This is a genomic window from Streptomyces sp. NPDC048291, from assembly GCF_043201715.1.
Classification (GTDB): Bacteria; Actinomycetota; Actinomycetes; order Streptomycetales; family Streptomycetaceae; genus Streptomyces.
Map to the genome: position 1 here is coordinate 346848 of NZ_JBICZC010000009.1, position 25875 is coordinate 372722.

Annotated in this window: 22 protein-coding genes; 17 read left to right on the top strand and 5 right to left on the bottom strand. The window is 70.7% G+C overall.

All coding sequences use genetic code 11. The features are described from left to right. Window positions 1–110 precede the first annotated feature (110 nt). On the top strand, window positions 111–2087 hold the full coding sequence (gene thrS, locus ACGF5O_RS25685) for a threonine--tRNA ligase (RefSeq protein WP_393812199.1): 1977 nt from the start codon (window positions 111–113) through the stop codon (window positions 2085–2087). Window positions 2088–2119: 32 nt separating this feature from the next. Here thrS and ACGF5O_RS25690 read toward each other — a convergent pair whose 3' ends face one another. Continuing rightward, complete coding sequence (locus ACGF5O_RS25690) at window positions 2120–2779, bottom strand: potassium channel family protein (protein ID WP_393812200.1); 660 nt, start codon at window positions 2777–2779, stop codon at window positions 2120–2122. A gap of 79 nt (window positions 2780–2858) precedes the next feature. Here ACGF5O_RS25690 and ACGF5O_RS25695 point away from each other — a divergent pair, with 79 nt between their 5' ends. Beyond that, window positions 2859–3410 (top strand): HIT family protein, encoded by a 552-nt coding sequence (locus ACGF5O_RS25695; protein WP_393812201.1) that lies wholly within the window; start codon window positions 2859–2861, stop codon window positions 3408–3410. 134 nt (window positions 3411–3544) lie between these two features. On the opposite strand, the gene ACGF5O_RS25700 is transcribed toward ACGF5O_RS25695, so the two are convergent. Both ACGF5O_RS25700 and ACGF5O_RS25705 read right to left on the bottom strand, forming a co-directional pair. Next, window positions 3545–5185, bottom strand: coding sequence for a hypothetical protein (locus tag ACGF5O_RS25700; RefSeq protein WP_393812202.1), 1641 nt, complete (start codon window positions 5183–5185; stop codon window positions 3545–3547). Between the two features lie 152 nt (window positions 5186–5337). Then, window positions 5338–7536 carry an elongation factor G-like protein EF-G2 gene (locus ACGF5O_RS25705; RefSeq protein ID WP_393812203.1) on the bottom strand — a complete coding sequence of 733 codons (2199 nt, stop codon included), beginning with the start codon at window positions 7534–7536 and terminating at the stop codon, window positions 5338–5340. Window positions 7537–7816: 280 nt separating this feature from the next. Between ACGF5O_RS25705 and pgsA the strand changes: the two genes are divergently transcribed. From pgsA to ACGF5O_RS25780, 15 genes are all read left to right on the top strand, one after another. After that, complete coding sequence (gene pgsA / locus ACGF5O_RS25710; protein ID WP_393812204.1) at window positions 7817–8494, top strand: phosphatidylinositol phosphate synthase; 678 nt, start codon at window positions 7817–7819, stop codon at window positions 8492–8494. Continuing rightward, window positions 8491–9399, top strand: a complete 909-nt coding sequence (locus ACGF5O_RS25715; protein ID WP_393812205.1) for a phosphatidylinositol mannoside acyltransferase — start codon at window positions 8491–8493, stop codon at window positions 9397–9399. The genes pgsA and ACGF5O_RS25715 overlap by 4 nt, the downstream gene beginning before the upstream one ends. Further along, window positions 9396–10556 carry a glycosyltransferase family 4 protein gene (locus ACGF5O_RS25720; RefSeq protein ID WP_393812206.1) on the top strand — a complete coding sequence of 387 codons (1161 nt, stop codon included), beginning with the start codon at window positions 9396–9398 and terminating at the stop codon, window positions 10554–10556. Before ACGF5O_RS25715 ends, ACGF5O_RS25720 begins: the two co-directional genes overlap by 4 nt. 141 nt (window positions 10557–10697) lie before the next feature. Continuing rightward, a complete protein-coding gene (locus tag ACGF5O_RS25725) occupies window positions 10698–11249 on the top strand; it encodes a hypothetical protein (RefSeq protein ID WP_393812207.1) in 552 nt (183 codons plus the stop codon). Window positions 11250–11353: 104 nt separating this feature from the next. Next, complete coding sequence (pdxS, locus tag ACGF5O_RS25730; protein ID WP_393812208.1) at window positions 11354–12259, top strand: pyridoxal 5'-phosphate synthase lyase subunit PdxS; 906 nt, start codon at window positions 11354–11356, stop codon at window positions 12257–12259. A 19-nt stretch (window positions 12260–12278) separates the two neighbouring features. Beyond that, entirely contained in the window at window positions 12279–12884 is a 606-nt protein-coding gene (gene pdxT, locus ACGF5O_RS25735) for a pyridoxal 5'-phosphate synthase glutaminase subunit PdxT (RefSeq protein WP_393812209.1), read from the top strand. Window positions 12885–12936: 52 nt separating this feature from the next. Next, a complete protein-coding gene (locus tag ACGF5O_RS25740; RefSeq protein ID WP_393812210.1) occupies window positions 12937–13689 on the top strand; it encodes a YebC/PmpR family DNA-binding transcriptional regulator in 753 nt (250 codons plus the stop codon). Between the two features lie 202 nt (window positions 13690–13891). Further along, the gene (ruvC, locus tag ACGF5O_RS25745; RefSeq protein WP_359222714.1) at window positions 13892–14431 is read left to right on the top strand and encodes a crossover junction endodeoxyribonuclease RuvC; all 540 of its coding nucleotides are present in this window, start codon (window positions 13892–13894) and stop codon (window positions 14429–14431) included. Further along, entirely contained in the window at window positions 14428–15033 is a 606-nt protein-coding gene (gene ruvA, locus ACGF5O_RS25750) for a Holliday junction branch migration protein RuvA (protein WP_393812211.1), read from the top strand. The genes ruvC and ruvA overlap by 4 nt, the downstream gene beginning before the upstream one ends. Before the next feature lie 27 nt (window positions 15034–15060). Beyond that, window positions 15061–16134 (top strand): Holliday junction branch migration DNA helicase RuvB, encoded by a 1074-nt coding sequence (gene ruvB / locus ACGF5O_RS25755; protein WP_393812212.1) that lies wholly within the window; start codon window positions 15061–15063, stop codon window positions 16132–16134. 580 nt (window positions 16135–16714) lie between these two features. Further along, complete coding sequence (gene yajC / locus ACGF5O_RS25760; RefSeq protein ID WP_393812213.1) at window positions 16715–17233, top strand: preprotein translocase subunit YajC; 519 nt, start codon at window positions 16715–16717, stop codon at window positions 17231–17233. Window positions 17234–17374: 141 nt separating this feature from the next. Continuing rightward, entirely contained in the window at window positions 17375–19180 is a 1806-nt protein-coding gene (gene secD / locus ACGF5O_RS25765) for a protein translocase subunit SecD (RefSeq protein WP_393812214.1), read from the top strand. A gap of 3 nt (window positions 19181–19183) precedes the next feature. Then, on the top strand, window positions 19184–20293 hold the full coding sequence (gene secF, locus ACGF5O_RS25770; RefSeq protein ID WP_393812215.1) for a protein translocase subunit SecF: 1110 nt from the start codon (window positions 19184–19186) through the stop codon (window positions 20291–20293). Continuing rightward, the gene (locus ACGF5O_RS25775) at window positions 20290–20829 is read left to right on the top strand and encodes an adenine phosphoribosyltransferase (protein ID WP_393812216.1); all 540 of its coding nucleotides are present in this window, start codon (window positions 20290–20292) and stop codon (window positions 20827–20829) included. Before secF ends, ACGF5O_RS25775 begins: the two co-directional genes overlap by 4 nt. Window positions 20830–21056: 227 nt before the next feature. Then, complete coding sequence (locus ACGF5O_RS25780; protein ID WP_393812217.1) at window positions 21057–23585, top strand: RelA/SpoT family protein; 2529 nt, start codon at window positions 21057–21059, stop codon at window positions 23583–23585. Between the two features lie 76 nt (window positions 23586–23661). On the opposite strand, the gene ACGF5O_RS25785 is transcribed toward ACGF5O_RS25780, so the two are convergent. Then, the gene (locus tag ACGF5O_RS25785) at window positions 23662–24891 is read right to left on the bottom strand and encodes a DUF349 domain-containing protein (protein ID WP_393812218.1); all 1230 of its coding nucleotides are present in this window, start codon (window positions 24889–24891) and stop codon (window positions 23662–23664) included. Window positions 24892–25026: 135 nt separating this feature from the next. Further along, window positions 25027–25851, bottom strand: a complete 825-nt coding sequence (locus tag ACGF5O_RS25790) for a peptidylprolyl isomerase (protein ID WP_393812219.1) — start codon at window positions 25849–25851, stop codon at window positions 25027–25029. Window positions 25852–25875: the final 24 nt, after the last annotated feature.

Genomic DNA, 25875 nt, shown 5'->3' on the forward strand with positions numbered 1-25875 from the left:
GCGCGGACTGACGGTAACCGTTTCGCGGACGGAGGGTCGGGGTCGGTACGATCCCCTATTGCGCGCGCTCCTGGTATGGCGCCGCATCCACCTTCAGTCAGGAGAGACCGGTGTCAGACGTCCGTGTGATCATCCAACGCGATTCCGAGCGGGAAGAGCGCGTGGTGACGACGGGCACTACGGCCGCCGAGCTCTTCGCCGGCGAGCGCTCGATCGTCGCCGCCCGGGTGGCCGGTGAGCTCAGGGACCTCGCGTACGAGGTGCGGGACGGCGAGACCGTCGAGGGCGTCGAGATCTCCTCCGAGGACGGCCTCAACATCCTGCGCCACTCCACCGCGCACGTCATGGCCCAGGCCGTGCAGGAGCTCTTCCCCGAGGCCAAGCTGGGCATCGGCCCGCCCGTCAAGGACGGCTTCTACTACGACTTCGACGTCGAGAAGCCCTTCCACCCCGATGACCTCAAGGCCATCGAGAAGAAGATGCAGGAGATCCAGAAGCGCGGGCAGAAGTTCGCCCGCCGTGTCGTCACCGACGAGGCGGCCCGCGAGGAGCTGGCGGACGAGCCGTACAAGCTGGAGCTGATCGGCCTCAAGGGCTCCGCGTCCAGCGACGACGGCGCGGACGTCGAGGTCGGCGCCGGCGAGCTGACGATCTACGACAACCTGGACGCCAAGACCGGCGAGCTGTGCTGGAAGGACCTCTGCCGCGGTCCCCACCTGCCCTCCACCCGCCTCATCCCGGCGTTCAAGCTGATGCGCAACGCCGCCGCCTACTGGCGCGGCAGCGAGAAGAACCCGATGCTCCAGCGCATCTACGGCACCGCCTGGCCGTCCAAGGACGAGCTGAAGGAGTACCTGGACTTCCTCGCCGAGGCCGAGAAGCGCGACCACCGCAAGCTGGGCAGCGAGCTCGACCTGTTCTCCATCCCGGAGCAGATCGGTTCCGGCCTCGCCGTCTTCCACCCCAAGGGCGGCGTCGTCCGCCGCGTGATGGAGGACTACTCGCGCCGCCGGCACGAGGAGGAGGGCTACGAGTTCGTCTACACCCCGCACGCCACCAAGGGGAAGCTCTTCGAGACCTCCGGGCACCTGGACTGGTACGCCGACGGCATGTACCCGCCCATGCAGCTCGACGAGGGCGTGGACTACTACCTCAAGCCCATGAACTGCCCGATGCACAACCTGATCTTCGACGCGCGCGGCCGCTCCTACCGTGAACTGCCGCTGCGCCTCTTCGAGTTCGGGACCGTGTACCGGTACGAGAAGTCGGGCGTCGTGCACGGCCTGACCCGGGCCCGCGGCTTCACCCAGGACGACGCGCACATCTACTGCACCAAGGAGCAGATGGCGGAGGAGCTCGACAAGACGCTCACCTTCGTCCTGAACCTGCTGCGCGACTACGGCCTGACCGACTTCTACCTGGAGCTCTCCACCAAGGACCCGGAGAAGTTCGTCGGCTCCGACGAGGTCTGGGAGGAGGCCACCGAGACGCTCCGCTCGGTCGCCGAGAAGCAGGGCCTCCCGCTCGTCCCCGACCCGGGCGGCGCCGCCTTCTACGGCCCGAAGATCTCCGTGCAGACCAAGGACGCCATCGGCCGCACCTGGCAGATGTCGACCGTCCAGCTGGACTTCAACCTGCCCGAGCGCTTCGACCTGGAGTACACCTCCGCCGACGGCTCCAAGCAGCGTCCGGTGATGATCCACCGCGCCCTGTTCGGCTCCATCGAGCGGTTCTTCGCGGTGCTCCTGGAGCACTACGCGGGCGCGTTCCCGGCGTGGCTGGCGCCGGTGCAGGCGGTGGGCATCCCGATCGGCGACGCGCACGTCGACTACCTGCACAAGTTCGCCGCCGAGGCGAAGAAGAAGGGCCTGCGGGTCGAGGTGGACGCGTCCTCCGACCGCATGCAGAAGAAGATCCGCAACGCCCAGAAGCAGAAGGTGCCCTTCATGGTCATCGCGGGCGACGAGGACATGGCGGCCGGTTCGGTCTCCTTCCGCTACCGCGACGGCTCGCAGGAGAACGGCATCCCGTTCGACGAGGCCATCGCCAAGATCGTGAAGGTGGTCGAGGAGCGGACCCAGGTCTGATCCGCCCCGCCTCCGTCAGGGGCCCTCGGAGATCACTTCTCCGGGGGCCTCCTCTCGTCCTCGTTCAGCGCGAACCGCTGCAGCATCCAGGACGAGAACGACCCCGTGACCGTGCCCAGCAGCGCAAGTCCGCAGGCCATCAGCCCCGCCGCGATGAACCGCCCCAGGGTGGTCACCGGGACGTAGTCGCCGTAGCCGACCGTGGAGAGGGTCGAGCACGTCCACCACAGGGAGTCGCCGAAGGTGCGGATGGTGGCGTTCGGGGCCGAGCGTTCGACCTGGTAGACGGCGAGGGCGCCGGAGAACCCCAGCAGGGAGATCGACAGCGTCGAGTAGAGCGCCACGCGCGCGTGCAACGGGAGCCGGGGTTCCCCGCGCCGGCGCTGGATCGACTCGTAGGTCCGCACGACCCGCACCGGCCGCAGCAGCGGCAGCACCAGGACGACCGTGTCCAGCCAGTGCCGCCGTACGAACCGGGGCCCCTCGCCGCTGAGCCGCCAGCGCACCGCGTAGTCGACGGCGAACAGCGCCCAGGCCGTGTACAGCAGCGACAGGAAGAAGGCGTGCGCGGCGTCCGGCATCCGGGGCAGCAGCACATGCACCGCGTACGAGCCGAGGAAGACCAGCGAGGCGGCGCCGAGCACGAGGTCGGTCCTCCGGTCCCAGCGCTTCAGCCGGCTGTCGTCGTCCATCCGCCCAGCTTCGCCGCCCGGGGCTTTCCCCCGGCCCCGGCGACACGCCGCGAACGGGCGAAGCCATATGCTGCCTAGCATGACGAGTGAGCCGGAGCAGCAGATCGGAGTGGGGACGCAGGACGCGTTCCAGCGCCTGTGGACGCCCCACCGGATGGCCTACATCCAGGGTGAGAACAAGCCGACCGGTCCGGGGGCCGACGACGGCTGCCCCTTCTGCTCGATCCCGGCCAAGTCCGACGAGGACGGGCTGATCGTCCGGCGCGGCGAGCACGTCTACGCGGTGCTCAACCTCTACCCGTACAACGGCGGTCACCTGATGACGGTGCCGTACCGGCACGTCGCCGACTACACGGACCTGACCGGCCCGGAGACCGTCGAGCTGGCCGAGCTGACCAAGCAGGCGATGACCGCGCTGCGCACGGCGTCCGGCGCCCACGGATTCAACATCGGCATGAACCAGGGCACGGTGGCGGGCGCCGGCATCGCGGCCCACCTGCACCAGCACATCGTCCCGCGCTGGGGCGGCGACACGAACTTCATGCCGGTGGTCGGCCACACCCGCGTGCTGCCGCAACTGCTCGCGGACACCCGCAAGATGCTGGCCGAGGCCTGGCCGACGGCACACTGAACAGCAGCGCAGCGCCCCGAAGGGGGCGCTGGGGGCACCCCCGGCCGAAGGCTGGGGGAGGAACTGCGCGACCAGCCACGACGGCGCCGCGGACAGACGACGGCGCAGCGCGCCAGTTCCAGCGGAGCGCTGCCTCACGCGTCGTACGTGTCGGCCTTCTTCGGTGACGCCTCCTGGACCGACCCGCTGAGCGCTCCCGCCCGCGCGTTGAACTTGTCCATGTTGACGTCGTGCTCCTTGAGCACGGTGAACGCGGCCCGGTGCACCGCCCGGAGCACCGGCGTGGCCGCGCGCAGCGCGTCGTCGGCCATGAAGCGGTGCTTCCACGGCTGGTCGGCCCAGGCGTGCCGCAGGCCGAACGGCTCGGGCAGGCCGAGGGAGCCGCCGAGCCACTTCAGCAGCGGCGGATACCAGCTGATCGACGCCCGCGCGGCGAGCCGGACCACCTCGTCCGGGGTGACCAGCGGCAGCTTGATCGTCCGGGTCTCCCAGAACCGGACGGTCTTGGCCACCGTCTTGGTGGGGGCCTCGGGTTTGCCGCTGAACAGGCCGTTGACCGGGCCGAGGGCGTGTCCGGTGACCTCGATCCGCAGGGTCTCCTTCAGCACGGTCACGGTGGCCATCATCGTGATGATCAGGCCGCCGTCCCACAGGTGCGGCCACTGCACGCCCAGGTAGTGCCGTTCGCCCTTGTCGAAGTGGTTGTTGTTGCAGATCCGCTCCACGTCGGCGGGGCCCACCTGGTAGTCCCCCTCGGGCCGGGACACCGCCTTGGCGCCCTCTCCGACATGGGTGACGATCCAGTGCCTGACCTGGGGCGCCGGGAAGCCGCCGGTCTTCAGGTGCTGCCGGTGCAGCACGCTCAGCTCCTTCTCGATCTCCCGGACGACCGTCCAGGCACGGAACTCGTGGACGCCCTTGACCGGATCGAGCGGGACCAGCTCCTCCGCGAGGTGCCAGGAGCCCCAGCGGGTGCCCATGCCGAGTATGCCCTTGGGCCCGGCGTAGAAGACCGAGTTGGACTGCTGCTCGGCGCTGAGCCGGGCCAGGGACTGGCGCAGCTGCTCGGCCGCCGCCTGGTCGGGGCTGGTCGGCACCGCCTCCGGGACCTTCGCGCCGACGCTGCCGCCGGACAGCAGGCCGTCCCAGGCCTCGCGCAGGTCCCGCGCGGTGCGCTCGCAGAGCCGCTTGGCCAGGTACCAGCCGACCACCGGGAGCACGATGCAGCCACGCGCGTACCAGCCCCAGAAGCCGGTGAGGGGCATCCGGATCAGGAAGACGATCGCGACGACGCCGACGGCGGCCAGCAGGGCGCTGCCGAGCCCGGAGACCCGCTTGTTGTCGGCCTTCATCATGGTGGCCCGGAGCTGGAAGACGCCCAGCCAGACGAGGAGTCCGGGCAGGAAGAGCACGCCGCACAGGAACATGACGGCGGTGAGCCGGGTGTCGCGTTCGCGGCGGATGCGGTTGGCCGCGAGGCAGTGCTCGACGACCACCTGGGGTTCGCTGCCGAAGGACTGGACGAGGGGTTTGCGGCCGACGCCCAGCATGCGGTCGATGACCGCCTGGGAGTACGCCTCACCGAAGTTGGGCCGGAATATCTTCGCCCACTTGCGGCCCTCGCTGACCGAGGACTGGTGCCACTCGTTGTCGGCCTTCTTGATCTCCTCCATCGGTGTGTCCCGGTAGGCCGCCGAGGCCAGGGCGTAGGTCGGTGCCTGCGCCTCGCCGCCCGGCCTGGGCACCTGTGGCCCGAAGAAGTCCTCGAAGCTCATTCCCGCCCCCACTTGCCGCCGTCCCGCTTCTGCGGCCTTCCCGACTTCCGTACTCCGCACACCTGTTGATCAAGTACTCAGAGTATCCCCAGCCACCGGCAGCCGTCGGCGGACGGCCGAAGCCGTCCGCCGAACGTTCGCCGCGGCACCGATCAGGAGGTGTCTTTGGCCTGTTCGCGAATCTTCTCGGCGATCTGTGGCGGCATCGGTTCGTGCCGGGCGTAGGAGCGGCTGAAACGCGCCGTGCCGTGCGACAGGGAGCGCAGGTCGACCGCGTACCGCCCGATCTCGAACTCCGGTACCTCCGCCTTGATCAGGGTGCGTCCGCCGCTGGTCTGCTCGGTGCCGAGCACCCGGCCGCGCCGCCCGGACAGGTCGCTCATCACCGCGCCCACGTAGTCGTCGCCGACCAGCACGGACACCTCGGCGACCGGTTCGAGGAGATGGATCCTCGCGTCCGCGGCGGCCTCCCGCAGCGCCAGCGCGCCCGCCGTCTGGAAGGCGGCGTCGGAGGAGTCCACCGAGTGCGCCTTGCCGTCGAGCAGGGTGACCCGCACGTCGACCAACTGGTAGCCGGCGGCGACCCCCTTGACGGCCTGGGCCCTGATGCCCTTCTCGACCGACGGGATGAACTGCCGGGGCACCGCGCCGCCGACCACCTTGTCGACGAACTCGATGCCGGAACCGCCCGGCAGGGGCTCCACCTCGATCTCGCAGATCGCGAACTGCCCGTGCCCGCCGGACTGCTTGACGTGCCGGCCGCGCCCGGCGGACTTCCCGGCGAACGTCTCCCGGAGGGACACCTTGTGCGGTACGACGTCGACCTGGACGCCGTACCGGCTGCGCAGCCGCTCCAGGGCGACGTCCGCGTGCGCCTCGCCGAGGCACCACAGCACCACCTGGTGGGTGTCCTGGTTCTGTTCGAGGCGCATCGTCGGGTCCTCGGCGACCAGGCGGGACAGGCCCTGGGAGAGCTTGTCCTCGTCCGCCTTGCTGTGCGCCTCGATGGCGAGCGGCAGCAGCGGGTCGGGCATCTCCCACGGCTCCATGAGCAGCGGGTCGTCCCGGCCGGAGAGGGTGTCCCCGGTCTCCGCGCGGCCGAGCTTCGCCACGCACGCGAGGTCACCGGCGATGACATGGGTGACCGGCCGCTGCTGTTTGCCGAACGGTGTGGACAGGGCGCCGATCTTCTCGTCGACGTCGTGGTCCTCGTGGCCGCGGTCGGCCAGCCCGTGCCCGGAGACGTGGACCGTCTCGTCGGGGCGCAGGGTGCCGGAGAAGACCCGGACCAGCGAGACCCGGCCGACGTACGGGTCGGAGGCGGTCTTCACGACCTCCGCGACCAGCGGGCCGCCGGTGTCGCACGGCTTGATCTCGCGCGGCTCGCCGTCGAGGGTGGTGACGCCCGGCGTGGGGTGCTCGAACGGCGTCGGGAAGCCGCCGGTGACCAGTTCCAGGAGCTCGACCGTGCCGAGGCCCTGGCGGGCGCCGTCGGCGGCCGGGGCGGCGGCCAGGACGGGGAAGAAGGACCCGCGGGCCACGGCCCGCTCCAGGTCCTCGATCAGCGTCTTGAGATCGATCTCCTCGCCGCCCAGATAGCGGTCCATGAGGGTCTCGTCCTCGCTCTCCGAGATGATCCCCTCGATGAGCCGGTTGCGGGCGTCCTCGATGTCCGGCAGCTGCTCGGGGCCCGGCTCGGACTCCTTGCGCTCGCCGGTGGAGTAGTCGAACAGCTTCTGCGTGAGCAGCCCGACCAGGCCGGTCACGGGCGCGTGCCCGTCCGGACCCTGCGGGCCGTACAGCGGCAGGTAGAGCGGGAGCACGGCGTCGGGGTCGTCGGCCCCGAACGCCTCGGCGCACACCCGGGTCATCTCCTGGAAGTCCGCGCGGGCGGCCTCCAGGTGCGTGACGACGATCGCCCGCGGCATCCCGACGGCGGCGCACTCCTCCCACACCATCCGGGTCGAGCCGTCCACCCCGTCCGAGGCCGAGACGACGAAGAGGGCCGCGTCCGCCGCGCGCAGACCGGCCCTCAGCTCACCGACGAAGTCGGCGTATCCCGGGGTGTCCAGGATGTTGATCTTGATTCCGTTCCATTCGACCGGTACCAGCGACAGCTGTACGGAGCGCTGCTGCCGGTGCTCGATGTCGTCGTAGTCCGAGACGGTCCCGCCGTCCTCCACCCGGCCCGCCCGGTTCACCGCTCCCGCGGTCAGCGCGAGCGCCTCCACCAAGGTGGTCTTTCCCGATCCGGAGTGGCCGACCAGCACCACATTCCGTACAGACGCGGGGTGGTCGGCCGCCCTTGCCCTGCCGGCGGCTCCGGGGTGTTCCTTGACCTTGTCGCCCATGGTTATGCCTCCCGTGCACGGTGAGGTCTCTGTGGGCGCGGGCGAGCATGGCGGGCCGCGTGCGGTGGCGGCTCCGATGACGCCCGCGGTTATTCGAGCTTTCCACTCCCGTCACGGTGCGTCCATACGAACGACGTGATCGTGCCCGCGGGACCCTTCCCGCCGGGCCGCCGGCCCCTCCTGCGAGTGCCCACCCGTCGCACACACGCGCGCGTGGCTACGATGGGCCAGCCGGGGTGGCCAGCAGGGGCCGCACGGCGCTACGACCGTCGGGAAGGCCATGCTGAACAAGTACGCGCGTGCATTCTTCACGCGTGTCCTCACACCGTTCGCCGCGTTTCTCATCCGCAGGGGCGTGAGCCCGGACACGGTCACGCTCCTCGGCACGGCCGGAGTGGTCGCGGGCGCGCTGGTCTTCTTCCCCCGGGGCGAGTTCTTCTGGGGCACGATCGTGATCACGCTGTTCGTGTTCTCGGACCTGGTGGACGGCAACATGGCCCGCCAGCTGGGCCGCACCAGCCGCTGGGGCGCCTTCCTGGACTCCACCCTGGACCGGGTCGCCGACGGCGCGATCTTCGGCGGCTTCGCTCTCTGGTACGCGGGCAACGGGAACGACAACGTCCTGTGCGCGGTCTCCATCTTCTGCCTGGCCAGCGGCCAGGTGGTGTCGTACACCAAGGCGCGCGGCGAGTCGATCGGGCTGCCGGTGGCGGTCAACGGTCTCGTGGAGCGTGCCGAGCGCCTGGTGATCTCGCTGGTGGCGGCCGGTCTGGCCGGCTTCCACAAGTTCGGCGTCCCGCACATCCAGATCCTGCTGCCGATCGCCCTGTGGATCGTCGCCGTGGGCAGCCTGGTCACCCTGGTCCAGCGGGTCGTCACGGTCCGCCGGGAGTCCGCCGAGGCGGAGGCCGCGGCCGAGCGCGAGAATGCCTCGCACGGGAGCGAGGCCTCCCAGTGACCGCCGCCGACCGGCTCACCGACTCTCTGTACGGTCTCGGCTGGAGCACCGTCAGGAAGCTCCCCGAACCGGTCGCCGTGCGCCTCGGCAACTCCGTCGCGGACCTCGCCTGGCGGCAGCGCGGCAAGGGCGTCCAGCGGCTGGAGTCGAACTACGCGCGCGTGCGGCCCGACGCGGGCCCGGAGCGGCTGCGCGAGCTCTCCAGGGCCGGCATGCGCTCGTACCTGCGCTACTGGATGGAGTCCTTCCGGCTGCCGTCCTGGAGCGAGGAGCGGATCCGCGGCGGCTTCGTCCCCAAGGACGTCCACCACCTCACCGACGGCCTCGCCTCCGACCGCGGTGTGATCCTCGCGCTTCCGCACCTGGCCAACTGGGACCTGGCCGGCGCCTGGGTCACCACCGAGCTGAAGACCCCGTTCACCACGGTCGCCGAGCGCCTGAAGCCGGAGACGCTCTACGACCGCTTCGTCGCCTACCGCGAGGGCCTCGGCATGGAGGTCCTGCCGCACAGCGGCGGCTCCGCCTTCGGCACCCTGGCGCGCAGGCTGCGCGACGGCGGCCTGGTCTGCCTGGTCGCCGACCGCGACCTGTCCGCCTCCGGCATCGAGGTCGACTTCTTCGGCGACACCGCGCGGATGCCCGCCGGACCCGCCCTGCTGGCCCAGCAGACCGGCGCGCTCCTGCTGCCCGTCACGCTCTGGTACGACGACAGCCCCGTCATGCAGGGCCGCGTGCACGCCCCGATCGAGGTACCCGAGTCAGGTGACAAAGCGTCGAAGACGTCTGTCATGACACAGGCGCTGGCCGACGCCTTCGCCACCGGGATCGCCGACCATCCGGAGGACTGGCACATGCTCCAGCGCTTGTGGCTCGCCGACCTCGACCCCGCGAAGGGACCGTCGTGAGGATCGGGATCGTCTGCCCCTACTCCTGGGACGTCCCGGGTGGCGTCCAGTTCCACATCCGCGACCTCGCCGAGTACTTCATCCGCCTGGGCCACGAGGTCTCCGTCCTCGCCCCCGCCGACGACGACACCCCGCTGCCGCCCTACGTCGTCTCGGCCGGCCGCGCCGTCCCGGTGCCGTACAACGGCTCGGTGGCCCGTCTCAACTTCGGCTTCCTGTCCGCCGCGCGGGTGCGCCGCTGGCTGCACGACGGCGCGTTCGACGTGGTCCACATCCACGAGCCGACCTCCCCGTCCCTCGGCCTGCTGACCTGCTGGGCGGCCCAGGGCCCGATGGTGGCGACCTTCCACACCTCCAACCCGCGCTCCCGCGCGATGATCGCCGCGTACTCGATCCTCCAGGCCGCCCTGGAGAAGATCAGCGCCCGGATCGCGGTCAGCGAGTACGCCCGCCGCACCCTGGTCGAGCACCTCGGCGGCGACGCCGTCGTGATCCCCAACGGCGTGGACGTCGACTTCTTCGCCAAGGCCGAGCCGCGCCCCGAGTGGCAGGGCGACACCATCGGCTTCATCGGCCGCATCGACGAGCCCCGCAAGGGCCTCCCGGTCCTGATGCGGGCCCTGCCCGAGATCCTCGCCGCCCGCCCGCAGACCCGGCTCCTGGTGGCCGGCCGGGGCGACGAGGAGGCCGCGGTCGAGTCCCTCCCCGCCGATCTGCGCTCCCGCGTCGAGTTCCTCGGCATGATCAGCGACGACGACAAGGCCCGCTTCCTGCGCAGCCTCGACCTGTACATCGCGCCCAACACGGGCGGCGAGAGCTTCGGGATCATCCTGGTCGAAGCCCTGTCGGCGGGTGCCCCCGTCCTCGCCTCCGACCTCGACGCCTTCGCCCAGGTCCTGGACCAGGGGGCGGCGGGCGAGCTCTTCGCCAACGAGGACGCGGGCGCGCTGGCGGAGGCGGCGGTACGGCTCCTGGCGGACCCGGAGCGCCGGGCCGGGCTGAGCGCCCGCGGCAGCGTGCACGTGCGGCGCTTCGACTGGTCCACGGTGGGCGCGGACATCCTGTCCGTCTACGAGACGGTGACGGCGGGCGCGGCGGCGGTGGCGGCGGACGAGCGGTCGGGGCTGCGGGCGCGGTTCGGGTTGGCGCGGGACTAGGCGCTCCGCTGGGAGGGGCGCCGATATCAGGAAGTGCCGCGCTGTGACGTCCGGCGGGTGCGGCGCCGTCGTGGCCGGGCGCGCAGTTCCCCGCGCCCCTGACGGGGCGCTGCCGTGGGCGTCTCCTATAGCGTTCCGCCCGTGAGCGCTTCCCTCGTCTGGACTCTCTGGATTCTTGCCGCCCTCGTGGTGATCGGGCTCTATCTGAGCTGGACCGCCGGTCGGCTGGACCGGCTGCATGCGCGGATCGACGCGGCCCGGGCCGCCCTCGACGCGCAGTTGCTGCGGCGCGCGTCGGTGGCTCAGGAGCTGGCGACCTCGGGGGTGCTGGATCCTGCCTCCTCGATCGTGCTGTACGAGGCCGCGCATGCCGCCCGGCAGGCCGAGGAGGAGCAGCGGGAGGTCGCGGAGAGCGAGCTGAGCCAGGCGCTGCGGGCCGTCTTCGAGCACCCGCAGCAGGTCGAGGAGGTCCGTCAGGCGCCCGGCGGCGACGCCGCCGCGAGGGAGCTGGCCGAGTCCGTGCGCCGGGTCCCGATGGCCCGCCGCTTCCACAACGACGCCGTCGGCGCGGCCCGCCGGCTGCGCGAGCACCGCAAGGTCCGCTGGTTCCGGCTGGCCGGGCACGCCCCCTTCCCGCTGGCCTTCGAGATGGACGACGAACCGCCTGCCGCGCTGGTCGAGCGCACGGCCTGACCGGAAAACGATCCACCGCCTTCCCATTGGCCCTTGCTGTGGACTGGTCCACTCGCGTTTCCTCGGTGTTTGCAGAAACCCTCTTTCAGCGAGTGAGGTCACCCGTGTCCACCAGTGAGAACCAGACCCCCGAGACCGGCACCGCCCGTGTGAAGCGCGGCATGGCCGAGCAGCTCAAGGGCGGCGTGATCATGGACGTCGTCACGCCGGACCAGGCGAAGATCGCCGAGGACGCGGGCGCCGTCGCCGTCATGGCCCTGGAGCGGGTCCCGGCCGACATCCGCAAGGACGGCGGCGTGGCCCGGATGTCCGACCCGGACATGATCGAGGGCATCATCGAGGCCGTGTCCATCCCGGTGATGGCCAAGTCCCGGATCGGCCACTTCGTCGAGGCCCAGGTCCTGCAGTCGCTCGGCGTCGACTACATCGACGAGTCCGAGGTCCTGACCCCGGCCGACGAGGTCAACCACTCCGACAAGTGGGCCTTCACCACCCCCTTCGTCTGCGGCGCCACCAACCTCGGCGAGGCCCTGCGCCGGATCGCCGAGGGCGCGGCCATGATCCGCTCCAAGGGCGAGGCCGGCACCGGCAACGTCGTCGAGGCCGTCCGCCACCTGCGCCAGATCAAGGGCGAGATCGCCAAGCTGCGCGGCTGCGACAACAACGAGCTGTACGCCGCCGCCAAGGAGCTGCGCGCCCCCTACGAGCTGGTCAAGGAGGTCGCCGAGCTCGGCAAGCTGCCGGTCGTGCTGTTCTCCGCCGGCGGTGTCGCCACCCCGGCCGACGCGGCCCTGATGCGCCAGCTCGGCGCCGAGGGCGTCTTCGTCGGCTCCGGCATCTTCAAGTCCGGCGACCCGGCCAAGCGCGCCGCCGCCATCGTCAAGGCGACCACCTTCTACGACGACCCGAAGATCATCGCGGACGCGTCGCGCAACCTCGGCGAGGCCATGGTCGGCATCAACTGCGACACCCTCCCCGAGGCCGAGCGCTACGCCAACCGCGGCTGGTAAGGCCAGAGGTTTCACGCACATGACCGACGCACCTGTCATAGGCGTCCTGGCCCTCCAGGGCGACGTACGGGAGCACCTCATCGCCCTGGCCGCGGCAGACGCCGTGGCCAGGCCGGTCCGGCGCCCCGAGGAACTCGCCGAGGTGGACGGCCTCGTCATCCCCGGCGGCGAGTCCACCACCATCTCCAAGCTCGCCGTCCTGTTCGGCGTGATGGAGCCCCTTCGCGCGCGCGTGCGGGCCGGAATGCCCGTCTACGGCACCTGCGCGGGCATGATCATGCTCGCCGACAAGATCCTCGACCCGCGCTCGGGCCAGGAGACCATCGGCGGCATCGACATGATCGTGCGCCGCAACGCCTTCGGGCGGCAGAACGAGTCGTTCGAGGCGGCGGTCGACGTACGCGGGATCGACGGCGATCCTGTAGAGGGCGTGTTCATCCGCGCCCCCTGGGTCGAGTCGGTCGGCGCCGAGGCCGAGGTGCTCGCCGAGCACGAGGGCCACATCGTCGCGGTCCGCCAGGGCAACGCGCTCGCCACGTCCTTCCATCCGGAACTGACCGGCGACCACCGCGTGCACTCCCTGTTCGTCGACATGGTGCACGCCGACCGGGCGACGGAGTCCTAGTAGGATCTCTGGCGTTCGTTGTTTGGATGGGTTACGCGAAGGAGACAGGCAGATGTCCGGCCACTCTAAATGGGCTACGACGAAGCACAAGAAGGCCGTGATCGATGCCAAGCGCGGCAAGCTCTTCGCGAAGCTGATCAAGAACATCGAGGTCGCGGCCCGGATGGGCGGCGTCGACATCGAGGGCAACCCGACTCTGTACGACGCCATCCAGAAGGCCAAGAAGCAGTCGGTCCCGAACAAGAACATCGACTCCGCGGTCAAGCGCGGCGGCGGCCTGGAGGCCGGCGGCGCCGACTACGAGACGATCATGTACGAGGGCTACGGCCCGAACGGCGTCGCGGTGCTCATCGAGTGCCTCACCGACAACCGCAACCGCGCCGCCTCCGACGTGCGCGTCGCCATGACCCGCAACGGCGGCAACATGGCGGACCCGGGCTCGGTGTCGTACCTCTTCAACCGCAAGGGCGTCGTGATCGTCCCCAAGGGCGAGCTGACCGAGGACGACGTGCTCGACGCCGTCCTGGACGCGGGTGCCGAGGAAGTCAACGACCTGGGCGAGTCCTTCGAGGTGCTCAGCGAGGCCACCGACATGGTCGCCGTCCGCACCGCCCTCCAGGACGCCGGGATCGACTACGACTCCGCCGAGGCCAACTTCGTCCCGACCATGCAGGTCGAGCTGGACGAGGACGGCGCCAAGAAGATCTTCAAGCTGATCGACGCCCTGGAGGACAGCGACGACGTGCAGAACGTCTTCGCCAACTTCGACGTCAGCGACGAGGTCATGGAGAAGGTCGACGCGTAACGCTGCCGCGGGCTGAGCGGAATCGGCGGGCTGGTGGGACACGTCCCACCAGCCCGCCGCCGTTGTCAGTGGCAGCGGCTAGCCTGGCGCCATCCGTAGATCGCCGTCCACGGACCGCAGCCATCAGTCGAGGAACCACGACGGCGCTCGGCCAGGTCCGCGAGAGCGGCGGCGGTTCAGCCGCAAGGAGGGGAGGGGCGCGGTGCGTGTACTGGGGGTGGACCCCGGGTTGACCCGGTGCGGTGTCGGGGTCGTCGAGGGCGTCGCCGGGCGGCCGCTCACCATGGTCGGCGTGGGGGTCGTACGGACTCCGGCGGACGCCGAACTCGGCCTGCGCCTGGTCGCCATCGAGCAGGGCATCGAGCAGTGGCTGGACGAGCACCGGCCCGAATTCGTCGCCGTGGAGCGGGTGTTCAGCCAGCACAACGTACGGACCGTGATGGGCACCGCCCAGGCCAGCGCCGTCGCCATGCTGTGCGCCGCCCGCCGGGGCATCCCCGTCGCCCTGCACACCCCCAGCGAGGTCAAGGCCGCCGTCACCGGCTCCGGACGGGCCGACAAGGCCCAGGTCGGCGCCATGGTGACCCGGCTGCTCCGGCTCAGCGCCCCGCCGAAGCCCGCCGACGCCGCCGACGCCCTCGCGCTCGCCATCTGCCACATCTGGCGCGCCCCCGCGCAGAATCGACTCCAGCAGGCCGTCGCCCTGCACGCAGCCAACGCAACGAAAGGCCGTACGGCATGATCGCCTTCGTCAGCGGCCCGGTCGCCGCCCTCGCCCCGGACTCCGCGGTGGTCGAGGTGGGCGGGATCGGCATCGCCGTCCAGTGCACGCCCAACACCCTGTCCGGGCTGCGCATGGGCCAGCCGGCCAAGCTCGCCACCTCGCTGGTCGTACGCGAGGACTCGCTCACCCTGTACGGCTTCGTCGACGACGACGAGAAGCAGGTCTTCGAGCTGCTCCAGACGGCGAGCGGGGTCGGTCCGCGGCTCGCCCAGGCGATGCTCGCCGTGCACAGCCCGGACGCGCTGCGCCGCGCGGTCGCCACGGGTGACGAGAAGGCGCTGATCGCCGTCCCCGGCATCGGCAAGAAGGGTGCGCAGAAGCTGCTGCTGGAGCTGAAGGACCGGCTCGGCGAGCCCGTCGGCGCCCCCGCGATCGGTGCGCCGGTCAGTCAGGGCTGGCGCGACCAGCTGCACGCCGCCCTCATCGGCCTCGGCTACGCGACCCGGGAGGCCGAGGAGGCCGTCACCGCCGTGACCCCGCAGGCCGAGGCGGCGGGCGGCACCCCGCAGGTCGGCCAGCTGCTGAAGGCCGCCCTCCAGACCCTCAACCGCGCCCGCTGACCCCACCACCGCTGAGGCACATCACTTATGAACTGGGACGACCCGACCGACACCGGCGCCGACGCGGAGCGGCTGGTGGGCGCCGTCGCCGACCGTGAGGACCAGGCCGTCGAGGCCGCCCTGCGCCCCAAGGACCTCGGCGAGTTCATCGGCCAGGAGAAGGTCCGCGAACAGCTCGACCTGGTGCTGCGCGCCGCACGCGCGCGTGGCGCCACCGCCGACCACGTGCTGCTCTCCGGCGCCCCCGGCCTGGGCAAGACCACCCTCTCCATGATCATCGCGGCTGAGATGGGCGCCCCCATCCGCATCACCTCGGGCCCCGCCATCCAGCACGCCGGCGACCTGGCCGCGATCCTCTCCTCCCTCCAGGAGGGCGAGGTCCTCTTCCTCGACGAGATCCACCGCATGTCGCGGCCCGCCGAGGAGATGCTGTACATGGCGATGGAGGACTTCCGGGTCGACGTCATCGTCGGCAAGGGCCCGGGTGCCACCGCCATTCCCCTCGAACTGCCCCCGTTCACCCTGGTCGGCGCCACCACCCGCGCGGGCCTGCTGCCGCCGCCGCTGCGCGACCGCTTCGGCTTCACCGCGCACATGGAGTTCTACGAGCCGCGCGAGCTGGAGCGGGTGGTGCACCGCTCGGCCAACCTGCTGGACGTCGAGATCGAGCCGGCCGGCGCCGCCGAGATCGCCGGCCGCTCGCGCGGTACGCCCCGTATCGCCAACCGGCTGCTGCGCCGGGTCCGGGACTACGCGCAGGTCAAGGCGGACGGACTTGTCACACGTGACATCGCGCACGCGGCCCTCGCCGTCTACGAGGTGGACGAGCGCGGCCTGGACCGGCTGGACCGCGCGGTCCTGCAAGCCCTGCTGAAGCTGTTCGGCGGCGGACCGGTCGGCCTGTCCACCCTCGCCGTCGCGGTGGGGGAGGAGCGGGAGACCGTCGAGGAGGTCGCCGAACCCTTCCTGGTCCGCGAGGGCCTGCTGGCCCGCACCCCTCGCGGCCGAGTCGCCACCCCCGCCGCCTGGGCCCACCTGGGCCTCACCGCCCCCCGCGGCACGACGGGCGGAACAGGCCAGCAGGACCTGTTCGGCACCTGACACGAACGCGGCGGGGGCCCTCCCGGCACCGACCCGGCCGGAGCCCTCCGGCACCGACACGGCAGAGGCCCTGCCGGCACCGACATGGCGGGGGCCCTGCCAGGACCGACGCGGCGGAGGCCCGGCCGCCCCGTGGGCACCTCCGGGCTTCGGGTCTGCGGAAAACCGGCCCACGGCCCCGGAAACCCGGTGACTCGGTGCCCGGACCTGCGCCCGGCCGGTGGCCGGACCTGCGCCCGGCCGGTTCCCGGCCGTAGGCGATGTTCGCGGTGCCCGGGACGTTGCCGGTGAGAACGTCTTGTGCCCGCCGTATCCCCGGACCGGTCCCGGACTCCCGCCCCTCCTCGCCCGGACAGCGCAGCGCCCGCGGACCAGGCTCCCGTCGCAGACGTGATCGCTTCGTGACGGCGGGGCATTGGCGGGCCCAGGAACCCAGGTGCCATGCTGAGCGTTGTTCCATGCGCGCGGACTCGCCTAGACTCCGCCGATGCCGCCTTTGCGGGCGGCGCCGACCACGCCCCCATCATCCAGGCCGCTCACCGCCGCGGCTGCGCGAAGGAAATTCCGTCCCGTGAATAGCTTGCCCATTCTCGTGTTCATCGTCCTCATCGCGGCCATGTTCCTGATGACGCGTTCCACCCGGAAGCGCCAGCAGCAGGCCACGCAGATGCGGAACGAGATCCAGCCCGGCAACGGGGTCCGCACCATCGGGGGCATGTACGCGACGGTCAAGGAAGTCAACGAGGACACCGTCCTCCTCGACGCCGGCCCGGGCGTCGACCTCCTCTTCGCGAAGAACGCGATCGGCGCCATCCTCACGGACGACGAGTACAACCGCATCGTGCACGGCGTCGAGCACGACCTGAAGTCCGACGCCGACGTCGTCCCGGACGACGCCTCCTCCCTCACCGAGACCGACGACGAGCCTGCCGAAGCTGCCGCCGCCTCCGACGACAAGGCCGTCGACCTCGGGAAGAAGGACGCCGCCGAGGACGAGGACACGGAGACCAAGACCGACGGGCCGGCCGAGTCCGCGACCGCCGAGGCGAAGGCTGACGAAGAGCCGAAGAAGACCGACGGCGACTCCGACGCGAAGTAGCCGTGTCCCGGGGAGCGGTGCGCACATCCCACGCGCACCCCGCACCCCGGGAGCGTCTGTTTCCCGCACGGGATCCCGACACCATGTCATGGCCGACCGCACCGACCAGGCGCGCGGCGGCCCGAGAGGGAGTACGAGAAGGTGGCAGCACCTAAGAGGGGCCGGAGCGCGAGCGCCCAGAGCAAGCCAGGGCGCTCGCTGGCCCTCATCCTGATCGCCATCGTGGCGCTCACCGGCGGAATGTTCGCCTCCGGAAACACCACTCCACGTCTCGGTATCGACCTGGCCGGTGGTACGAGCATCACGCTGCAGGCGAGGAACGAGCCGGGCCAGCCCAACGCGATCAACAAGACCAACATGGACACCGCGGTCGAGATCATGAACCGCCGTGTCAACGGTCTGGGCGTGTCCGAGGCGGAGGTCCAGACCCAGGGCACCAGCAACATCATCGTCAACATCCCCAAGGGCACCAACTCCGCAGAGGCCCGCCAGCAGGTCGGCACCACCGCGAAGCTCTACTTCCGCCCGGTCCTGGCCCAGGAGGCCAGCGCCGCCGCCTCGTCGAGCGCCTCCCCGAGCGCGTCCGCCAGCGGCAGCTCCACCTCCTCCCCGAGCGCCTCCCCGTCGAGCAGCGCGTCCGGGACCCAGAAGGCGACCGGCTCGTCCGCCTCGCCGTCCTCCTCGGCCACCTCGCAGGGCCGCGCGGTCACCGACGCCCTGAAGGCCGGCTCCACGCCGTCGTCCTCGGCGTCCGCCTCCTCCTCGGCGAGCCCCTCCGCCACCTCCTCGGCCGACGCGAGCGCCTCTGCCAGCGCCTCCGCCGCGGCCTCGAAGCTGGAGGCCGAGTACACCGCACTGGACTGCACCAAGGCCGCGCAGCGCGCCACCGCGGGCAAGAGCGCCAAGCCGACCGACACCACCGTGGCCTGCGGCCAGATCGGTGGCGCCTGGTACAAGTACGTGCTCGGCCCGGCCCGCGTGGACGGCACCGATGTCAAGAAGGCCCAGGCCGTCTTCGACACGCAGGGCGCCTCCGGCTGGCAGGTCCAGATGTCCTTCACCTCCGGTGGAGCCAAGAAGTTCGCGGACGTCACCGCCGAGCTCGCCAAGAACGCCTCCCAGCCGACGAACGAGTTCGGCATCGTCCTCGACGGCGAGGTCGTCTCCAGCCCGACCGTGAGCCAGTCGATCACCGGCGGCCAGGCGGAGATCTCCGGCAGCTTCACCCAGGAAGAGGCCCAGAGCCTCTCCAACATGCTGTCCTACGGCGCGCTCCCGCTCTCCTTCAGGACCGAGAGCGTCACCACGGTGACCGCCGCCCTCGGCGGCCAGCAGCTGCACGCCGGTCTGATCGCGGGCGCCATCGGCCTCGCGCTGGTCATCATCTACCTGCTGGCCTTCTACCGCGGCCTGTCGCTGATCGCGATCCCCTCGCTGCTGGTCTCCGCGGCTCTCACCTACACGATCATGTCGCTGCTCGGCCCCACGATCCACTTCGCGCTGAACCTGCCCGCCGTCTGCGGTGCGATCGTCGCGATCGGTATCACGGCGGACTCGTTCATCGTGTTCTTCGAACGCATCCGGGACGAGATCCGCGAGGGCCGCACGCTGCGCCCCGCCGTCGAGCGGGCCTGGCCGCGCGCCCGGCGCACCATCCTGGTCTCCGACTTCGTGTCGTTCCTGGCCGCCGCCGTGCTGTTCATCGTGACCGTCGGCAAGGTCCAGGGCTTCGCGTTCACCCTCGGTCTGACCACGGTGCTCGACGTGGTCGTCGTCTTCTTCTTCACCAAGCCGCTGATGACGATCCTCGCCCGGCGTAAGTTCTTCGCGAACGGCCACAAGTGGTCGGGCCTCGACCCGAAGGGCCTGGGCGCCAAGGCCCCGCTGCGCCGCACCCGCCGTCCCGCCGGCCCCGTCGCCGGCCCTGCCGACCCGAAGGAAGCGTGAGCGATGTCGAAACTCGGCAACCTCGGCGCCCGACTGCACCGCGGCGAGATCAGCTACGACTTCGTCGGCAAGCGCAAGATCTGGTACGGCGTCTCCATCCTGATCACCATCACGGCCATCGTCGGCCTGGCGGTGCGCGGCCTGAACATGGGCATCGACTTCCAGGGCGGCGCCGTCTTCACCACCTCGAAGACCAGCGTCTCGGTGTCCCAGGCGGAGACCTACGCGCAGCAGGCCTCCGGCCACGAGGCGGTCGTACAGAAGCTCGGCACGGGCGGTCTGCGCATCCAGATCGCCGGTATGGACACCGAGAAGTCGGACGCGACCAAGGCCGCGCTCGCCAAGGACATGAACGTGGACCCCGAGTCCATCAACTCCGACCTGGTCGGCCCCAGCTGGGGTGACGAGATCGCCAACAAGGCCTGGGAAGGCCTCGCCATCTTCATGGTCCTCGTGGTGATCTACCTGGCGATCGCCTTCGAGTGGCGGATGGCGGTCGCGGCCCTGGTCGCGCTGATCCACGACATCACCATCACGACCGGTATCTACGCCCTGGTCGGCTTCGAGGTCACGCCCGGCACGGTCATCGGTCTGCTGACCATCCTCGGTTACTCGCTCTACGACACGGTCGTCGTCTTCGACAGCCTCAAGGAGCAGACGAAGGACATCACCAAGCAGACCCGCTTCACCTACAGCGACATCGCCAACCACTCGATCAACGGCACCCTGGTCCGTTCGATCAACACCACGGTGGTCGCGCTGCTGCCGGTCGCGGGCCTGCTGTTCATCGGCGGCGGCTTCCTCGGCGCGGGCACGCTCAACGACATCTCGCTGTCGCTGTTCGTCGGTCTCGCCGCCGGTGCCTACTCGTCGATCTTCATCGCCACGCCGCTCGTCGCCGACCTCAAGGAGGCCGAGCCGCAGATGAAGGCCCTGAAGAAGCGCGTCCTCGCCAAGCGTGCCCAGGCCGCGGCCGAGGAGGAGATGGCCGAGGCCCGGGTGGACGGCTCCGAGGACCCCGAGGACGCCGCTCCGGCCGTCGTCGGCCCGCGCAACCAGCCCGCGTCCCGCAACCGGGGCGGCCGTGGCCGACCGTCGGGGAAGCGCCGGTGACCGACATCGAGGAACTGCTGCTCAGCCGTATCCGGGACGTCGAGGACTACCCGGAGCAGGGCGTGATGTTCAAGGACATCACCCCGCTGCTGGCGGACCCGGCCGCGTTCACCGCGCTCACCGACGCCCTCGCGGAGATCGCCGAGCGCACCGGCGCCACCAAGATCGTCGGCCTGGAGGCCCGGGGCTTCATCCTGGGCGCCCCGGTCGCCGTCCGCGCCGGACTCGGCTTCATCCCGGTCCGCAAGGCGGGCAAGCTCCCCGGAGCCACCCTGCGCCAGGCCTACGAGCTGGAGTACGGCTCGGCCGAGATCGAGGTGCACGCCGAGGACCTCGGGGCGGACGACCGGATCCTGATCGTCGACGACGTGCTCGCCACCGGCGGCACCGCCGAGGCCGCGATCCGGCTGATCCACCGCGCCGGTGCCGAGGTCTCGGGCGTCGCGGTCCTGATGGAGCTGGGCTTCCTGGGCGGCCGGAGCCGCCTGGAGCCGGCCCTGCGGGGAGCGCCGCTGGAGGCCCTCCTCCAGGTCTGAGCGCCCTACGACCGACCGAACGGCCGCCCCTTCGGGGGCGGCCGTTCGCGTTCCGCGGGGGCCGTGGCCACCCGCACGACACCCCTGTGGAATCCCACGGCAGCCTCCGGTGTTTCTCCCGTATACGGTCCACCGTCCGGCCTGCAGGCGATGACATGGCCCAGGATCGCTACCATGGGCACTCCGGAGCCTGACCGGGGGACCCGGATCGCGCACGAGGAGCCCTCTTGCCAGACGAGGCCCAGCCACTGACAGCCGCCAAGCCCGAGCCTGCCTCGGCGCCCGCGGCCAAGCCCGCGCCGAACGTGTCGCAGACGAAGAACGACACCCGTGGGCCGGTCGAGCACGCCCAGTCCGCGCCGGTCGAGAAGTCGGCGGAGACCTCGCGTCCCAAGCCGGCCCCGCCCGAACGCCCCGCGACCCGCCCCAACAGCGGCCAGCCCGCCCGGTCCGGCTCCTCCAACCGCGTCCGCGCCCGCCTGGCCCGCCTCGGCGTGCAGCGCGCGAACCCGTACAACCCGGTCCTGGAGCCGTTGCTGCGCATAGTCCGTAGCAACGATCCCAAGATCGAGAACGCCACGCTGCGCCAGATCGAGCGCGCCTACCAGGTCGCCGAGCGCTGGCACCGCGGCCAGAAGCGCAAGAGCGGCGACCCGTACATCACGCACCCGCTCGCGGTCACCACCATCCTCGCCGAGCTGGGCATGGACCCGGCGACCCTGATGGCGGGCCTGCTGCACGACACCGTCGAGGACACCGAGTACGGCCTGGAGGACCTGCGCCGCGACTTCGGCGACGTCGTCGCGCTGCTCGTCGACGGCGTCACCAAGCTGGACAAGGTCAAGTTCGGCGAGGCCGCGCAGGCCGAGACCGTGCGCAAGATGGTCGTCGCCATGGCCAAGGACCCGCGCGTCCTGGTCATCAAGCTCGCCGACCGCCTGCACAACATGCGCACCATGCGCTACCTCAAGCGCGAGAAGCAGGAGAAGAAGGCGCGCGAGACCCTGGAGATCTACGCGCCGCTCGCCCACCGGCTGGGCATGAACACCATCAAGTGGGAGCTGGAGGACCTCGCGTTCGCGATCCTCTACCCCAAGATGTACGACGAGATCGTGCGGCTGGTCGCCGAACGGGCGCCCAAGCGGGACGAGTACCTCGCCATAGTGACCGACGAGGTCCAGGCCGACCTGCGCGCCGCCCGGATCAAGGCGACCGTCACCGGCCGCCCGAAGCACTACTACAGCGTCTACCAGAAGATGATCGTCCGCGGCCGGGACTTCGCGGAGATCTACGACCTGGTGGGCATCCGCGTCCTGGTGGACACCGTCCGCGACTGCTACGCGGCCCTGGGCACCGTCCACGCGCGCTGGAACCCGGTTCCGGGGCGCTTCAAGGACTACATCGCGATGCCCAAGTTCAACATGTACCAGTCGCTGCACACGACGGTCATCGGACCCAACGGCAAGCCCGTCGAACTCCAGATCCGCACGTTCGACATGCACCGCCGCGCCGAGTACGGCATCGCCGCGCACTGGAAGTACAAGCAGGAAGCGGTCGCCGGCGCCTCCAAGGTCCGCACCGACGTGCCCAAGTCGTCCGGCAAGGGCAAGGACGACCACCTCAACGACATGGCCTGGCTGCGGCAGTTGCTCGACTGGCAGAAGGAGACGGAGGACCCCGGCGAGTTCCTGGAGTCCCTGCGCTTCGACCTGTCCCGCAACGAGGTCTTCGTCTTCACGCCCAAGGGCGACGTCATAGCGCTCCCGGCCGGGGCCACCCCGGTCGACTTCGCGTACGCGGTCCACACCGAGGTCGGCCACCGCACGATAGGGGCCAGGGTCAACGGCCGCCTGGTGCCGCTGGAATCGACGCTGGACAACGGCGACCTGGTAGAGGTCTTCACCTCCAAGGCGACCGGCGCCGGACCGTCCCGCGACTGGCTCGGCTTCGTCAAGTCCCCGCGCGCCCGCAACAAGATCCGCGGCTGGTTCTCCAAGGAGCGCCGGGACGAGGCGATCGAGCAGGGCAAGGACGCCATCGTCCGCGCGATGCGCAAGCAGAACCTGCCGATCCAGCGCATCCTCACCGGCGACTCGCTGGTCACGCTGGCGCACGAGATGCGCTACCCGGACATCTCCTCGCTGTACGCGGCGATCGGCGAGGGCCATGTGGCCGCGCAGAACGTCGTGCAGAAGCTGGTGCAGGCGCTCGGCGGCGAGGAGGCGGCCACCGAGGAGATCGACGAGGCGGTCCCGCCGACCCGCGGCCGCCGCAACAAGCGGCGCAGCAGCCAGGACCCCGGCGTGGTCGTCAAGGGCGTCGACGACGTCTGGGTCAAGCTGGCCCGCTGCTGCACCCCCGTGCCCGGCGACCCGATCATCGGCTTCGTCACGCGCGGCAGCGGGGTCTCGGTGCACCGCAGCGACTGCGTCAACGTCGAGTCACTGTCCCGCGAGCCCGAGCGCATCCTCGACGTCGAGTGGGCGCCCACCCAGTCCTCGGTCTTCCTGGTCGCCATCCAGGTCGAGGCCCTGGACCGGTCCCGGCTCCTGTCGGACGTCACCCGCGTCCTGTCCGACCAGCACGTCAACATCCTCTCCGCGGCCGTCCAGACCTCCCGCGACCGGGTGGCCACCTCCCGCTTCACCTTCGAGATGGGCGACCCGAAGCACCTGGGCCACGTCCTGAAGGCCGTACGGGGCGTGGAGGGCGTGTACGACGTCTACCGGGTCACCTCGGCGCGCAACCGGTCGTAGCGGCGGACGGACATACGACGAGGGGCCCCGTACGCGGTGTACGGGGCCCCTCGTCGAACCGTGCGTGCGCGGGGACTCAGCCGCCGAACTCGTGGAGGCCCTTCAGGGCCTGGTCCAGGAGTGCCTGGCGGCCCTCCAGCTCACGCTCCAGCTTGTCCGCCTTCGACGTGTTGCCCTGGGCGCGGGCCTGCTCGATCTGCGACCGCAGCTTGTCCACGGCGGCCTGCAGCTGGCCGGTCAGACCCGCGGCACGCGCGCGTGCCTCCGGGTTGGTCCGGCGCCACTCGGCCTCCTCGGCCTCCTGGATGGCCCGGTCGACCGTGTGCATCCGGCCCTCGACCTTCGGACGCGCGTCGCGCGGCACGTGGCCGATGGCCTCCCACCGCTCGTTGATCGAGCGGAAGGCGGACCGCGCGGTCCGCAGGTCCGTGATCGGCAGGAGCTTCTCGGCCTCGGCGGCCAGCTCCTCCTTCAGCTTCAGGTTCTCCGTCTGCTCCGCGTCCCGCTCCGCGAAGGCGGAGCCGCGTGCGGCGAAGAACACGTCCTGGGCGCCGCGGAAGCGGTTCCACAGGTCGTCCTCGTGCTCGCGCTGGGCGCGGCCGGCGGCCTTCCACTCGGCCATCAGCTCGCGGTAGCGCGCGGCCGTGGGACCCCAGTCCGTCGAGTCGGAGAGCGACTCCGCCTCGGCGACCAGCTTCTCCTTGGCCTTGCGGGCGTCCTCGCGCTGGGCGTCGAGCTGCGCGAAGTGCGCCTTGCGGCGCTTGGAGAACGCCGACCGGGCGTGCGAGAAGCGGTGCCACAGCTCGTCGTCCGACTTGCGGTCCAGCCGCGGCAGGCCCTTCCAGGTGTCCACCAGGGACCGCAGCCGCTCGCCGGCCGCCCGCCACTGGTCGGACTGCGCCAGCTGCTCCGCCTCGACGACCAGGTCCTCCTTGGCCTGACGGGCCTCGTCGGACTGCTTGGCGCGCTGCGCCTTGCGCTCCTCGCGGCGCGAGTCCACGGTCTTCACCAGCTCGCCCAGCCGGGTCCGCAGCGCCGCCAGGTCACCGACCGCGTGGTGCGCCTCCACCTGCTCGCGCAGGTGGTCGATGGCGACCTGGGCGTCCTTCGTGGACAGGTCGGTGGTCTGTACTCGCTTTTCGAGGAGGCCGATCTCGACAACCAGGCCCTCGTACTTGCGCTCGAAGTAGGCCAGCGCCTCCTCGGGGGAGCCGGCCTGCCAGGACCCGACGACCTGCTCGCCGTCGGCCGTACGCACGTACACGGTCCCCGTCTCGTCGACGCGGCCCCACGGGTCGCTGCTCACAGCGCCTCCTCCACATGATGCCCGCGAGGGGCCTCAGCGCCCCCGGGCATCGTCCACAGTTTCGTCACGGCCAACATAGGCGACCGGCGGGTTGCCTGTCCGCATCCCGCGCGACCGAAATTTCGCAGTTCGTGGTCAGGATTTCGCGACCGTGGCCTTGTTGATGACGACCGTCGCGTTCGGGGCTCCGTCACCCTGTCCGGTGTTCTCACCCGCGGCGGCGATTTTCTTCAGGACCTTCATTCCGGCCGCGTCGACGGTGCCGAACGGGGTGTAGCTGGCCGGCAACTGGCTGTCCTGGTAGACCAGGAAGAACTGGCTGCCACCGGTGTGCTTCTGGCCCGTGTTGGCCATCGCGACCGTACCCGCCGGATAGACACCGCCCTTCAGGCTCGTGTCCTTCAGGTTCTCGTCGGGGATCGTGTACCCGGGGCCGCCGCTCCCGGTGCCCGTCGGGTCGCCGCACTGCAGCACGTAGATGCCGTTGGTGGTGAGCCGGTGGCACTTGGTGTGGTCGAAGTAGCCCTTCGACGCGAGGAAGTCGAACGAGTTCGCGGTGTGCGGGGCCGCCGACGTCTTCAGCGCGACGCCGATGTCGCCGCAGGTCGTCGACAGCGTCATCGTGTACTTCGCCGACGTGTCGATCGTCATCGCCGGCTCCTTCTTCCAGCTCAGCTTCTTCACCGAGCCGGCCGCGGCCTTCTCGCACGGGTCCGGGGCCTTGCTGGGCGAGGCGGAGGCGCTGGGCGTCGTCTCCGAGCTGGCGTTCGCCTTGTCGTCGTTGCCCTTCAGCGCACCGGTCATGTACAGCGTGACGCTGCCGATCACGACCACGCCGAGCACCGACGCGATCACGGAGTTGCGCGTGCGTGTCTTGCGCCGTGCGCTGGTGCGCCGCTGCTGCTGCCGCAAGAACTTCTCCCGGGCGAGCTGACGCCGCCGCTGCTCCTGGCTGACCACCGGGTTCTCTCCTCATGCGTGTCG